Annotated in this window: 11 protein-coding genes; 4 read left to right on the forward strand and 7 right to left on the reverse strand. The window is 68.6% G+C overall.

Translation table 11 applies throughout. The annotated features are described in order from the left end of the window. The first annotated feature begins 197 nt into the window (after nt 1-197). Nucleotides 198-992 (forward strand): cytochrome c biogenesis protein CcsA, encoded by a 795-nt coding sequence (gene ccsA, locus QMX80_RS04020; RefSeq protein ID WP_055768250.1) that lies wholly within the window; start codon nt 198-200, stop codon nt 990-992. A gap of 27 nt (nt 993-1019) precedes the next feature. On the opposite strand, the gene QMX80_RS04025 is transcribed toward ccsA, so the two are convergent. Together QMX80_RS04025 and radA are read right to left on the reverse strand one after the other, a co-directional pair. Next, entirely contained in the window at nt 1020-1484 is a 465-nt protein-coding gene (locus tag QMX80_RS04025; protein ID WP_282275412.1) for a hypothetical protein, read from the reverse strand. A 39-nt stretch (nt 1485-1523) separates the two neighbouring features. Beyond that, a complete protein-coding gene (gene radA, locus QMX80_RS04030; protein ID WP_055768246.1) occupies nt 1524-2900 on the reverse strand; it encodes a DNA repair protein RadA in 1377 nt (458 codons plus the stop codon). Between the two features lie 138 nt (nt 2901-3038). On the opposite strand from radA, the gene QMX80_RS04035 reads away from it, so the two are divergent. Continuing rightward, nucleotides 3039-5096 carry a bifunctional diguanylate cyclase/phosphodiesterase gene (locus tag QMX80_RS04035; protein ID WP_282275413.1) on the forward strand — a complete coding sequence of 686 codons (2058 nt, stop codon included), beginning with the start codon at nt 3039-3041 and terminating at the stop codon, nt 5094-5096. Nucleotides 5097-5684: 588 nt separating this feature from the next. Here QMX80_RS04035 and cyoD read toward each other — a convergent pair. The 5 genes from cyoD to QMX80_RS04060 form a co-directional block, all read right to left on the reverse strand. Continuing rightward, entirely contained in the window at nt 5685-6026 is a 342-nt protein-coding gene (gene cyoD, locus QMX80_RS04040) for a cytochrome o ubiquinol oxidase subunit IV (RefSeq protein WP_055768240.1), read from the reverse strand. Further along, a complete protein-coding gene (cyoC, locus tag QMX80_RS04045; protein WP_273080250.1) occupies nt 6026-6664 on the reverse strand; it encodes a cytochrome o ubiquinol oxidase subunit III in 639 nt (212 codons plus the stop codon). Before cyoC ends, cyoD begins: the two co-directional genes overlap by 1 nt. Next, on the reverse strand, nt 6661-8661 hold the full coding sequence (cyoB, locus tag QMX80_RS04050) for a cytochrome o ubiquinol oxidase subunit I (protein WP_282275415.1): 2001 nt from the start codon (nt 8659-8661) through the stop codon (nt 6661-6663). The genes cyoC and cyoB overlap by 4 nt, the downstream gene beginning before the upstream one ends. Before the next feature lie 2 nt (nt 8662-8663). Next, complete coding sequence (gene cyoA / locus QMX80_RS04055; protein WP_282275418.1) at nt 8664-9695, reverse strand: ubiquinol oxidase subunit II; 1032 nt, start codon at nt 9693-9695, stop codon at nt 8664-8666. Nucleotides 9696-9977: 282 nt separating this feature from the next. Then, nucleotides 9978-12884, reverse strand: coding sequence for an autotransporter outer membrane beta-barrel domain-containing protein (locus QMX80_RS04060; protein ID WP_282275422.1), 2907 nt, complete (start codon nt 12882-12884; stop codon nt 9978-9980). Between the two features lie 281 nt (nt 12885-13165). Between QMX80_RS04060 and QMX80_RS04065 the strand changes: the two genes are divergently transcribed. After that, a complete protein-coding gene (locus QMX80_RS04065; RefSeq protein ID WP_273080643.1) occupies nt 13166-13663 on the forward strand; it encodes an RNA polymerase sigma factor in 498 nt (165 codons plus the stop codon). After that, on the forward strand, nt 13663-13908 hold a 246-nt coding region (locus QMX80_RS04070), incomplete at its 3' end, for a FecR/PupR family sigma factor regulator (RefSeq protein ID WP_282275419.1). The genes QMX80_RS04065 and QMX80_RS04070, both read left to right, overlap by 1 nt.

Genomic DNA, 13908 nt, shown 5'->3' on the forward strand with positions numbered 1-13908 from the left:
TGTCTTCATCATCGGTCGCCGGATGGGCCGGCAAGCGCGTGAGCGGGTCGCGCGCTGTCGCGTTTGGGCGCACTGGCCGCGAGTCTGCCATCGCCGGGACGGAATTCCGCCGCCCGGATCATGGCCGGCGGTGGGGCCGGGCGCGCCGCGGCCATGCCCGCATCGCCAGCGGCGGGCCCGTATGCGAAACTGTGCCGATGACAATCGTTCTCATCGCCGTCGCGCTCTACCTGCTGTCCACCGGGCTGCTCGTCCATGGCCTGGCGGCCGAGCGCGCCTCCGGGTCGCGCATCTGGCTGTGGCCGGCATCGGCGGCGGTGGCGCTGCATGGCGGCTACCACCTGATGGTGGCGATGCATACCAGCGGCGGGCCGGACATGCATTTCTTCGCCGCGCTGTCGCTGGTGGCGCTGGGCATGGCCCTGCTCACCACTGTGGTGGGCGCGCGCGGACGCATGGCGGCGCTGGGCGTGCTGGTGTTCCCGATGGCGGCGCTGCTGCTGCTGGCCTACCACGGCTACGGGCACGAGCCGAGCAGGGTGCTGGGCTGGCAACTGGCCACCCACGCCTGGCTGGCGCTGCTGGCCTACGCCACGCTGAGCATCGCCGCGCTGCTGGCGATCATGCTGTGGCTGCAGGAGCGCGCCCTGCGCCGGCGCGATTTCCGCCCCTGGCTGCGCGCCCTGCCGCCGCTGACCGACCTGGAAAGCCTGCTGTTCCGCACCATCACCGTCGGCTTCTGCCTGCTGACCCTGACCCTGGTCACCGGCGTGCTGTTCGTGGACGACCTGCTGGCGCAGAAGCTGGTGCACAAGACCGTGCTCAGCGTGCTGTCGTGGCTGGTGTTCGGCACCTTGATGATCGGCCGGCGCCGCAACGGCTGGCGCGGGGTGAAGGCGGTGCACTGGACGCTGGCGGCGATGGTGCTGCTGCTGCTGGCCTTCTTCGGCAGCCAGTTCGTGATCGAACTGGTACTCGGGCACTCCCGGTAACCAGGACCCCGGTCGCGGCCGGCGCTCTCAGGGAACCGGTCGCGCCAGCACTTCGCGGACCGATTCCCCGCGATTGGTGACCACGTCGTCGACCCGCCAGCAGCGATCCCCCTGCCGGCGCATCGCCAGGCGCGTCCGGTGGCCCTGGCCCCATACCGGGAAACGCACCTCCACCACGCCGCTGTCCGGCGACGCGGCATGCCACTGGTAGCTGGCATCGCCGTCGATGTCGCCGTCCTGGCCATCCAGCCAGGGATCGTAGTCCAGCCGGCAGACGCCCTGCTCGCGCTCCTGGCAGTCGCGTTCGCCCGCCATCGCCCGCGAAAACTCCGCGCTCAGCAGGGCATCGGGCGCATCCAGGAAGCGCGCGGCAGTGCCCGCCTCGAAGAGCGCGCGCGCCACGGCCAGCGGGTCCACGCAGAAGGACGCGGCCTGCGACGCCGGCGCCAGCAGCAGCCCCAGCACCCCGATTCCGGCCCATGCGCGGCGCATCGGCTGCCTCCCTTCGACGGCGAATCGCGGGCGCATGGCTCAGGCGGCCTCGATCGCTTCGGCCAGCCGCTCGACCGCGATCACTTCCATGCCCTTGACCGAACCGGCCTTGGGCGCGTTGGCCTTGGGCACGATGGCGCGCTTGAAACCATGCGTGGCTGCCTCGCGCAGGCGCTCCTCGCCATTGGGCACTGGGCGGATCTCGCCGGACAGGCCGACCTCGCCGAAGGCGATGGTCTTCTCCGCCAGCGGCTGGTCGCGCAGCGAGGACAGCACCGCCAGCAGCACCGGCAGGTCGACCGCGGTTTCCTGCACGCGGATGCCGCCGACCACGTTGATGAACACGTCCTGGTCGCCGACCATCACCCCGCCGTGGCGATGCAGCACCGCCAGCAGCATCGCCAGCCGGTTCTGCTCCAGCCCCACCGCGACCCGGCGCGGGTTGGACAGCGGCGAGGCATCGACCAGCGCCTGCACTTCCACCAGCAGCGGCCGGGTACCCTCGCGGGTGACCATCACGCAGCTGCCTGGCTGGCGCGTGCTGCCGCCGGACAGGAAGATCGCCGAGGGATTGGGCACCTCCTTCAGGCCCTTCTCGCCCATCGCGAACACGCCCAGCTCGTTGACCGCACCGAAACGGTTCTTGAACGCGCGCAGCACGCGGAAGCGGCTGCCGCTCTCGCCCTCGAAGTACAGCACCGCATCGACCATGTGCTCGAGCACGCGCGGACCGGCGATGCCGCCCTCCTTGGTCACGTGGCCGACCAGGAACACGGCGGTGCCGGTCTCCTTGGCGAAGCGCACCAGCCGCGCCGCGCTCTCGCGCACCTGGCTGACCGAGCCGGGCGCGGCGGTGAGGGTCTCGGTCCACAGCGTCTGCACCGAGTCGGCGACGATCAGCTTCGGCCGCGCCGCGGCGGCATGCTGCAGGATCAGTTCGATACCGGTCTCGGCCAGCGCGTCCAGGCCGTCCAGCGGCAGGTCCAGGCGCACCGCGCGCCCGGCCACCTGCGCCAGCGATTCCTCGCCGGTGACGTAGAGCACCGGCAGCGTGCCGGCCATCCGCGCCAGCGCCTGCAGCAGCAGGGTCGATTTGCCGATGCCCGGATCGCCGCCGACCAGCACCACCGCGCCCTCGACCAGGCCACCGCCCAGCACCCGGTCGAACTCGCCGATGCCAGTGGACACGCGCGCATGCTCGCTCTGGCGCACGTCCTTGAGCGCGGTGATCCTCGGCGCCTCGACCTTGCCGGCCCAGCCGCCGCGCCGCGCGGCCGGCGCCTTCACCGCCGCCGCGCTCTCCAGCACGACCTCGCCGAGCACGTTCCAGACGCCGCACTCGGTGCACTGGCCCTGCCATTTGCTGTATTCGGCGCCGCATTCGCTGCAGACATAGGCGGTGCGGTTCTTCGCCATCGGGATTCCTTCGGTGGGGGCGCGCACAGGATACCCGCCGGCCGTCGCAGCCGATGCGACCGTCCCGACTAAAGAAGCACGCCTGCACGCCGCTAGTTGATGCACTATTTCATCCACGAAACGTCGGATTCCCCCCAAATGGTTGGCACCTACAACCCGACCCTGGTCGTTTTCTCCCTGCTGGTCGCCATCCTCGCTTCGTACACGGCCCTGGACATGGCCGGACGCCTGGCGACAGCCACGGGGCGCGGCCTGTACGGCTGGATGATCGGCGGCGCCCTGGCGATGGGCCTGGGCATCTGGTCGATGCACTTCATCGCCATGCTGGCCTTCCACCTGCCGATCCCGGTCGGTTACGACCTGGCCATCACCCTGTATTCGCTGGCCGCCTCGGTAGGCGCCTCGGCCTATGCGTTGTGGCTGGTCTCGCGGCAGCGGCTGCCGTGGCCGCGGCTGCTGGCCGGCGCCGTGCTGATGGGCGGCGGCATCGCGGCCATGCACTACCTGGGCATGGCCGCGATGCGCATGCAGCCGGGCATCGACTACGACCCGTTCTGGTTCATCGCCTCGATCCTGGTCGCCATCGGCGCGTCGGGCGCGGCGCTGTGGATCGCCCTGCGCCTGCGCCGCGAGGGCCGGCACATCCGGCTGCTGCGCCTGGCCGCCTCGCTGGTGATGGGCCTGGCCATCGTCGGCATGCACTACACCGGCATGGCCGCCGCGCGTTTTCCCGCCGGCAGCATCTGCGGCGCCGCGGTCGACGGCGGCCTGCAGAGCCACTGGCTGGCGGTGCTGGTGATCGTCACCACGCTGGGCATCATCGGCATCACCCTGATCGCCTCGCTGTTCGACAAGCGCCTGCACAGCCGTACCGGGCGCCTGGCCGACTCGCTGGCACGCGCCAACCAGGAACTGGTGGAAGCGGCGCTGCACGATCCGCTCACCCGCCTGCCCAACCGCATGCTGCTGCAGGACCGGATCGAACAGGCCATCGAGAAGGCCAAGCGCCACGGCGCCTCGGTGGCGGTGATGTTCTGCGACCTGGACGGCTTCAAACTGGTCAACGACGCCTACGGCCACCAGTTCGGCGACCGCCTGCTGGTGCGCATGGCCGAACGGGTGCGCGAGCTGCTGCGGCCGCAGGACACCCTCGCCCGCCTCGGCGGCGACGAGTTCGTCGTGGTGCTGGGCGTGGAATCGACCGACGATGCGGTGGTCGTCGCCGAGCGCATCACCGCGGCGGTGGCGGAACCGTTCGTGATCGACGCCGCCGAGCTGCAGCTCAGCGCCAGCCTCGGCATCGCGCTGTACCCGGACGACGCCACCAGCGAACGCGAGCTGATGGCGCACGCCGACGCGGCGATGTACCACACCAAGCAATCGGGCCGGAACGGCTACACCTTCTTCACCCCGGCCATGCAGGCCAGCGCTGCCCGGCGCCTGCGCCTGCTGCAGGACCTGCGCCGCGCGCTCGCCCGCGACGAGCTGATCCTGCACTACCAGCCCAAGTTCCCGGGCAGCGGCCAGCCGGTGATCGGCGCCGAGGCGCTGCTGCGCTGGCAGCACCCCGAACTCGGCCTGCTCGGCCCGGATACCTTCATCCCCATCGCCGAGCGCAGCGGCCTGATCCTGCCCATCGGCGACTGGGTGCTCGACCGCGCCTGCGCCCAGCTGCGCGCCTGGCACGACGCCGGCCATACCAGCTGGTCGATGGCGGTGAACCTGTCGCCGCTGCAGTTCACCTCGCCTTCGCTGGTGGACACGGTGCGCGACGCGCTCCAGCGCCATGCGCTCGATCCGGGTCACCTGACCCTCGAGGTCACCGAGACCACCGCGATGAAGAACGTCGAGGCCAGCCTGCAGCTGCTCAACACGCTGACCGCAATGGGCGTGAAGATCGCCATCGACGATTTCGGCACCGGCTACTCCAGCCTGCTCTATCTCAAGCGCATGCCGGCCTCGGAACTGAAGATCGACCGCGCCTTCGTCCGCGACCTGGAGAACAACGCCGAGGACGCGGCCATCGTCTCCTCGATCGTCGCGCTCGGCCGCTCGCTGCAGTTGCAGGTCGTAGCCGAAGGCGTGGAAACCGAGGCCCAGCGCGACTTCCTCGACCAGTTGGGCTGCGATCTCCTGCAGGGCTACCACCTCGGCAAGCCGATGGATCCGGAAACCTTCCTGCGCCAGGCGACGTGATCGACGCCGGCGCACGCCTCAAGCGCCCTGCCCCGTTCCATCGACGCGGCAGGAAGCTTCTCCGCCCACCGCCAGGAAAATCGGCCGCACGGCCGCATCTCCCGTAGAGCGGACAACGCCCCACTGGGGCATCACCGGCCCGGCTCACCAGCGCGATTTCCCCGAAACCTATCGCCCCCGGGAAAGCCCCGCCGGGCGCTGCCCGGCGCTGCAGAACCCCGCCGACCTGTAGAGCGGGGCAACGCCCCGCTGGGGCATCACGGATCCGGCTCACCAGCGCGATTTCCCCTCAGCTCTTCGCCCCCCGGGAGAACCCCGCCGGGCGCTGCCCGACGCTACAGAACCCCGCCGACCTGTAGAGCGGGGCAACGCCCCGCTGGGGCATCACCGGCCCGGCTCACCGGCGTGATTTCCCCGAAGCTCTTCGCCCCCGTGAGAGCCCCGCCGGGCGCTGCCCGGCGCTACAGAACCCCGCCGACCTGTAGAGCGGGGCAACGCCCCGCTGGGGCATCACCGGCCAACCACGTATCGCCGCCACAAAAAAACCGCCCCGAAGGGCGGCTTTTTCGATAACGGCGTCGTCCGACGTCAGTGCATCATGTGGTAGTTCATGTTCCACATGACCCACAGCGTGCCGGCGACGATGATGCCGATCACCACCACGGTGAACAGGCCGGCATTGACGTTCCAGCGTGCCGCCGAGGAACGGTCCAGGTGCAGGAAGAACACCAGGTGGACCAGCAGCTGCAGCAGGCCGGCGACCAGGATCACCATCGCGGTGGCGAAGGTCGAGGACAGGCCGCCGCTCATCACCACCCAGAACGGGATGATGGTCAGGATGGCCGCCAGCACGAAGCCGATCAGGTAGGACTTGACGCTGCCGTGGCTCTCGCCGCCGGCACCGTGGGCGTGGTTGTCATGGGCGGACATCAGAGGGCTCCCGACAGGTAGACGACAGAGAACACGCCGATCCAGACCAGATCCAGGAAGTGCCAGAACAGGCTCAGGCACGCCATGCGGGTCTTGTTGGTCTGGGTCAGGCCGTTGCGCTTGAGCTGGATGAACATCACCAGCAGCCACAGCAGGCCGGCGCTCACGTGCAGGCCGTGGGTGCCGACCAGGGCGAAGAACGCCGACAGGAAGGCGCTGTGGTCGGGGCCGAAGCCCTCGTGCACGAGGTGGTTGAACTCCCAGATCTCCATGACCATGAAGCCGGCGCCCAGCAGCCAGGTGACGGCCAGCCAGCCGAACATCAGGCCGACCTTCTTCTGGTGCATGGCGATCATGCCCAGGCCGAAGGTCAGCGAGGACACCAGCAGCAGCGCGGTTTCGCCGGCCACGAACTTCAGGTCGAACAGTTCCTTCGCCCCCGGGCCGCCGTTGGTGCCGCCGGACAGCACCACGTAGGTGACGAACAGCGTGGCGAAGATGAGCAGATCGCTCATCAGATACACCCAGAAGCCGAAGACGGTGCTCTCGCCGGCGTCGTGGTGGTGCTCGTGGTCATGGCCATGGTCCGCCGCCTGCGCGGCGTGGCCATGGTTCAACGCGTGGGCGGTCGTGCTCATGCCTTCACCTCGGTCTTCACCAGCCCCTGGGCTTCCAGGTGGCGGCGGTGTTCGTTTTCGATGCGTTCCACTTCGGCGGCCGGCACCCAGTAGTCCACGTCCGTGTCGAAGGTGCGGTAGATGAAGGTGCCGATCATGCCGACCAGGCCGATGATCGCCAGCCACCAGATGTGCCAGATCATCGCGAAGCCGAACACCAGGCTGAAGGCGCCGATCACCACGCCGGTGCCGGTGTTGCGCGGCATGTGGATGTCGCTGTACTTGGCCGGCTTCGGCCAGGCCTCACCGCGCTGCTTGCGCTCCCAGAAATCGTCCAGCTCCTCGCCCTTGGGCAGGGTGGCGAAATTGTAGAACTGCACCGGCGAAGCGGTTTCCCACTCCAGCGTGCGCGCATCCCACGGGTCGCCGGTCAGGTCCACGTTCTTCTTGCGGTCGCGGATGGACACGATGATCTGGACGATCTGGCACAGGATGCCCGCGCCGATGATGAAGGCGCCGATCATGGCCACGACGAAGTACGGCTGGTAGTCGGCGTTCGGGTAGCTCTGCAGGCGGCGGGTGACGCCCATGAAGCCAAGCACGTACAGCGGCATGAAGGCCACGTAGAAGCCGATGAACCAGCACCAGAACGCGCGCTTGCCCCAGGTCTCGTCCAGCTTGAAGCCGAACATCTTCGGGAACCAGTAGGTGATGCCGGCGAACATGCCGAACACCACGCCGCCGATGATGACGTTGTGGAAATGCGCGATCAGGAACAGCGAGTTGTGCAGCACGAAGTCGATGGCCGGGATCGCCAGCATCACGCCGGTCATGCCGCCGATGACGAAGGTGATCATGAAGCCGATCGTCCACAGCACCGGCGAGGTGAAGTGCACGCGGCCGCGGTACATCGTGAACAGCCAGTTGAAGATCTTCACGCCGGTCGGGATCGAGATGATCATCGTCGTGATGCCGAAGAAGGCATTGACGTTGGCGCCCGAGCCCATGGTGAAGAAGTGGTGCAGCCACACCAGGAAGGACAGCACGCCGATGCAGGCCGTCGCGTACACCATGCCCTTGTAGCCGAACAGGGTCTTGCGCGAGAAGGTGGCGATGACCTCGGAGAACACGCCGAACGCCGGCAGCACCAGGATGTAGACCTCCGGGTGGCCCCAGATCCAGATCAGGTTGATGTACAGCATGGCGTTGCCGCCGGCGTCGTTGGTGAAGAAGTGCATGCCCAGGTAGCGGTCCAGGGTCAGCAGCACCAGGGTGATGGTCAGCACCGGGAAGGCGGCGATGATCAGCACGTTGGTCACCAGCGCGGTCCAGCTGAACACCGGCATGTGCATCAGCTTCATGCCCGGGGTGCGCATCTTGAGGATGGTGATGAAGAAGTTGATGCCGCTCAGCGTGGTGCCCAGGCCGGAGACCTGCAGGCCCCAGATGTAGTAATCCACGCCGACGCCGGGACTGTATTCCTTGCCCGACAGGGGCGGGAACGCCAGCCAGCCGGTCTGCGCGAATTCACCCACGCCCAGCGAGATCATCACCAGGCCCGCGCCGGACACGAACAGCCAGAAGCTGAGCGAGTTCAGGAACGGGAAGGCGACGTCGCGCGCGCCGATCTGCAGCGGCACGACCAGGTTCATCAGGCCGGTGATCAGCGGCATCGCCACGAAGAAGATCATGATCACGCCGTGGGCGGTGAAGATCTGGTCGTAGTGATGGGGTGGCAGGTAGCCTTCGGCGCCGCCGGCGGCGACGGCCTGCTGCAGGCGCATCATGACCGCGTCGGCGAAGCCGCGCAGCATCATCACGAAGGCGACGATCAGGTACATCGCGCCGATCTTCTTGTGGTCCACCGACGTGAACCATTCATTCCACAGGTAGCCCCACAGCCTGGCCCGGGTGATCAGGCCAAGGACCAGCAGGCCGATCAGCCCGGCCGCGCCAAGCGTGATCATGATGATCGGCTCGTGGTACGGGACCGCTTCGATAGTCAGTTTGCCCAGCATTGTCATTCTCCCGAGGCGCCGTGCCCGGCATGGGCGGCGTGCTCGTCAGCGTTGTGTCCGGCATCGCCGGCAGCGTCCGGCTGGCTGTCGCCGGCGTCGTGGCCTTCATGGCCCTCGTGCGCGGCGGCATCCTGCGGCGCGGCCGCATGGTCGTGCTTCTTCATGCCGAAGTGGTGGTTCTCACCCATGTGGCGGGCAAGGATCCAGTCGAACAGCCCGGCTTCGGTGCGCCCGTAATAGGTCACCGGATACCAGTCGTGGTTCTTCTCGGCGCCCAGGTCGGTGAACGCGACCTTGTCCAGCACCTTGTCGCCGGCGCGGACCTTGTCCAGCCAGGCGCGGTACTGTTCCTCGCTCACCGCGTGCGCGGTGAAATGCATCTTGTTGAAGCCGGCACCACTGTAGTGCGAGGCCATGCCCTCGAAATCGCCGGCCTCGTTGGCGACCAGGTGCAGCTTGGTCTCCATGCCCGCCATCGAATAGACCATGCTGCCCAGGCGCGGGATGAAGAACGCGCTCATCACCGTGTCCGAGGTGATCTTCAGGTTCAGCGGCGCATCGACCGGGAAGGTCAGCTCGTTGACCACGGCCACGTTCTCTTCCGGGTAGACGAACAGCCACTTCCAGTCCATCGAGATCGCCTCGACCACGACCGGCGCGTGCTCCGATTCGATCGGCCGATAGGGATCCAGCGCATGCGACGAGCGCCAGGTCAGCACCGCCAGCACCAGCACGATCATGCACGGGATCGACCACACGACCACTTCGATGGCGGTGGAGTGCGACCACTTCGGCTCGTAGCGGGCCTTGGTGTTGGAAGCGCGGTACTTCCACGCGAACACCAGGGTCATCACGATCACGGGGACGACGACCAGCAGCATCAGCACCGTGGCGGTGATCAGCAGGGTCTTCTCGTCGTGGCCGATCTGGCCCTTGGGGTTCAGGATGGCCGCGTCGCAGCCCGCCAACAGCGCGGACAAGGCAAGCAGCAGGCCCGGACGCAGGCTGCGTCCAAGTGATTTCAACGGAATCATCGGTCGATCCAATTGCGAGGGGGGGCCTTGTCCGGCACTCCCTTGCACGCTTGCGCGAAACGACCACCCGATGGATTGCCCAAGGGGGAAAACGTATACGGGACTGCCGGATTCAGCCCGGCAATTCTAGGCTTCGCCCATCACTTTAGAAAGGCATTGACAATGATCCAGCGCAGCTGGAGCCCGGTTCAGCATGCGACATGTTGTCGCACCCGCGCGCAGCGCCGCGTTTCCACTGCCTCCCGGTGACCGGCGCCGGCCACCGGGAGGGCTTTCCATGGATCAGAAACGGTAGCCCAGACCCAGCATCACGCCGTTCACGGTCTGGCCGTCGCGACGTTCGCCGACGTAGTCGAGCATCACCGACAGGCGCTCGCTGGCGCGGCTGCTGACGCCCAGGTTCCACGACAGCAGCTGCTCGCCGAGTTCCTGGCTGGCCGTGCCGAAGGTCAGGTCCGGCGCCGCGGCGAAGGCCGTGGTGAAGCGCGCCTGGCTGTCGCGCAGTTCCTTCTGCCACAGCACCCGCGCGTGCGGGGTGATGCGCTCGCCATTGCGGCCGTCGAAGGTCTTGAACAGCTGCAGGCCGGCGCCCACGCGCAGGCTCTCCAGGCTGCCGCTGCGGCCGGCCAGCGCGCCGGCGCCCTTGCCCTCGTCGAAGCGGGCATTGGACAGGCGGGCGTAGTCGACCACCGGCAACAACGGCTGCAGCACCGCGCCACCGGCAGTGGTGAACGAGAAGCCGTGCTCCAGCCGTGCCGACACCGCGTTGCTGTCGTACTTGGCGCGCAGCGGGGCCTGCAGGCCTTCGATGCCGGCAATGCTGCGGCGGGTGTCGTGGCGCAGGTCGGTGTAGCGCACCGAAGCGGCCACGTAGCCCTTCGCATGGGCCGCCTCCAGATAGCCGCCGATGTCCAGCGCACGGACATCGCCGTGGAAATCAACGCCGTCGCGCGCCCTGGCCGACATGTCGGCCGCGGCCACGCTCACGCCCAGCGCCACCTTGTCGTCGGCCACGCGGGTGTCGGCGCCGACCACGATGCCGCCGATGTTCTGGCTCATCCCGGCGACGCTGCCCTGCGCATCGATCCGTCCCTGGCTGCCGAAACCGCGCCCCCAGATGCCGACGCCGCGGCGGCTGTCGCCGCCCTGCATGCCGCCCTCGCCTTCGCCATTGGCGGCCGGCTCGACCAGGTGCATGGCCAGCTGGCTGAACAGGCTGCCATTGCCCATGCCCGGCTGCGCCGAGGCCGCCTGCGCCGCCTGCGCGGCCAGGCCATCGGCGTCGCCGCCGTTGCTGCGCAGGTCGAACTGGTGGTGCTGGATGACGCTGCCGATGCCGCCGACCAGCGCGGCGTCGGCCAGCTGCAGCGTGGCGTGCGCGTCGCCGCGCAGCGCGCCGGCCTGCTGCTGGATCACGTCGCGATCGGCGAACTGCAGCGCGCCCAGTAGCGGTTTCATGCCGGCACGTCCGCCATTGGCGGCTGCGGCCAGCGCGCGGCCCAGCCCGTCGCCGGACTGCGCGTTGGCGAACAGCCCGGTCTGCTCGAAGCCGGTGTTGGCGGTCAGCCACAGGCCGTCGGCGGTCTGGTGCACGTTGAAACTGAGCAGGGAGTTGTTGCGCGGACGGTACACCTCGCCATCGGCGATGCTGGCGCTGTAGCCGGCATCGCCCAGGCGGGCGACCTGCTGGAAGCCCTGGTAGGCGCCGGCCATGTAGATCGGCCCGTCGATCAGTTCGCGCACGTAGTCGGCGCCGTAGAAGCCTTCGGCGACGTTCAGCGCCAGCTGCGCGCCCGGGGCCACGACCAGCGCACCCTCGTTCATGCCGCCATCGTAGAAATCGCCGATGCGCAGGCGGCCGGCCGCCGCGCCGCCGGCCTCGGTCACGTCGAAGGCGACCAGCGAGCCGGGCTGGATGTTGACGTAGCCATGGGTGGTGAGATCGCCGCCGCGCGGCATCAGCAGGCCGTTGATGACCACGCGGCTGAAGCCGTCCTCGCGCCACGAGGGGCCAGTGGCGTCGAGCAGCGCGTCGGAATCCATCGTCGCCGAGCCGATGTCGCCATGGCCGATCAGCGCGCCGTCGCGCTGGACGCGCAGCTCGGTGGTGCGCAGGGCGCCGCCTTCCAGGGCGATGGCGCCGCTGTCCACGCGCATCAGGTCGGCGCCGGTGGTCGCCGCGGTCCGCCAGATCGCACCGTTGCCGATGCTGATGACGCCGGCGGAGTTGGCCAGGGCCGAGACGTCCAGCTCGTCCAGGCGCAGCTTGGACCGAAGCATCGCCTGGATGCCCGGGTCGCTCAGGTAGTCCTGGATCGAGAACTGGCCGATGCCGTTGGGGCCGTTCTGCGCCAGGTTGTAGATGGTGACGGCGAGGTTGATGTAGGTGGTGCCATAGTCGTCGTCGTTCCAGCGCGCGAAGTCGTCGTCCACCAGCGCCTGCAGCAGCCTGCCGGTACGCAGGTAGCCGGGGTTGATGTCGCCGGTCACGTTGGACGTCACCCGCAGGGTATCGCCCGGATTGTTGTAGTCGGCCGAGGTCATGATGTTGTTGTTGAACATGTCCTGGCCCGGGAAGGTCTGGCTCTTGCGGCCGGTACCGTCCGGATCGAAGCTGACCGAATCGCCGCTGGTGCGCGACGGGTCGGTGAAGACCAGCAGGCCATTGGGCTGGGTGACCTGGAACAACGCCTTGTACAGCAGTTCCTCGTCCATCCCGCCGCCGTAGTTGCCGGTGTAGATGCCGAACATGCGCGGCGACGGCCCGTAGGTCACGCGGCCGCCGGAGCTGGCGGCGTGGATCTGCACCGAGTCGGCTTCGGTCGGCAGGTCGCCGGCCATGTAACGCTCGACGCCGCCGGACTGCATGATCGAGCAGGAGGAAATGCAGTGGCCGGAAACGATCGTGTTCAGGCCGGCCGTGCGGATCACCGCCTGCAGCCATTCGCCGCTGATCAGCGCGCCGCCGTTGGAGGTGCGCAGCACCACTTCGCGGAACGGCCTGCCCTCAGCCTCGGCCTTGGCCAGCATCGCCGGCAACGCCACGATGTCCGCCAGGGTGACGTCGCCGCTCAGGAAGATGCGGTCGCCGTTGACGTGGACCGTCATCGCGCTCGCGTCCCCGGCCATGCCGAAAGCGGCGGTGGCCAGCAGTCCGGACAGCGCCATACTCAATACCGATCGTTTCATTCGCACTTCTCTCTCCATGGTGGCAGCGGGGAATCCCGCCCATCCCGCGCCTGCGGGACCAAGGCAGAACGCCCCGGGGCGCCCATCCCCCCCAGTCCACCCGCCCTCTGGAAATGAATGGATTCATCCGCGCATCCACCTGCCCGGAGGGTGCTTCCCGTCGACGCCGTGCTGCGTACACTCTCCTGCACCCCTCGCCACGGATTCCCCGACTGTCCGCCTTTCCTGCCCCGGTCGATGGCGCGACACCCGCCACCATCGACGATGCCTTCGTCCTGTTCCTGCGCGAACAGCGCGGTCCGCTGCGCGCCTTCCTGCGCGCGCGCGGCGCCAGCGAGGAGGACGCCGAGGACATCGTGCAGGACTGCATGGAACGGCTGATCCGCTACCGGGAGCATCCGCACGGGGAATTGAAGCTGCTGCTGTACCGGATCGCGCGCAACCGCCTGGCCGATCGCGGCCGTTCCGCGCACGCCGCGCCGCACCTGCCCCTGGCCGAGCACGACCTGCCGAGCGAGGCGCCCTTCTCCACGCCCGGGCCGCTGCGCCAGGCCGAATCGGGACAGATGCTCAACGCCCTGCGCCAGGCGCTGCTGAAACTGCCCGAGCGCTGCCGCGAGGTCTATCTGCTCAACCGCATCACCGGCATGAGTTACAGCCAGATCGCCCGGCATCGCGGCATCACCGCCAAGACCGTGGAAAAGCATGTCGCGCGCGCCCTGCAGGGGTTGCGCCAGGAACTGGGCGCGGACGCCTTCAACATGGGCGGGGAGGAGTGATGGAGCGCGATGCGCCGACACGCGACGCACTGTTCGCCCGGGCCTCGGCCTGGGTGGCACGGCTGGACGCCGCCGACTGCACCCGCGCCGAGCGTGAGGCCTTCGAGGACTGGCTCGCTGCCGACCCGGCGCGCGTGCGCGCCTGGGCCGACGCCGAGCGACTGCACGCGCGTGCGGCGGCGCTGCGCGACGACCCATGGCTGCGCGCCGGCGCGGGCCGCGGGGGGGGGGGCCCCCCGGGCCCG

Origin of the sequence: Stenotrophomonas sp. PS02297 (assembly GCF_029959705.1) — a bacterium.
Taxonomy (GTDB): domain Bacteria; phylum Pseudomonadota; class Gammaproteobacteria; order Xanthomonadales; family Xanthomonadaceae; genus Stenotrophomonas; species Stenotrophomonas nitritireducens.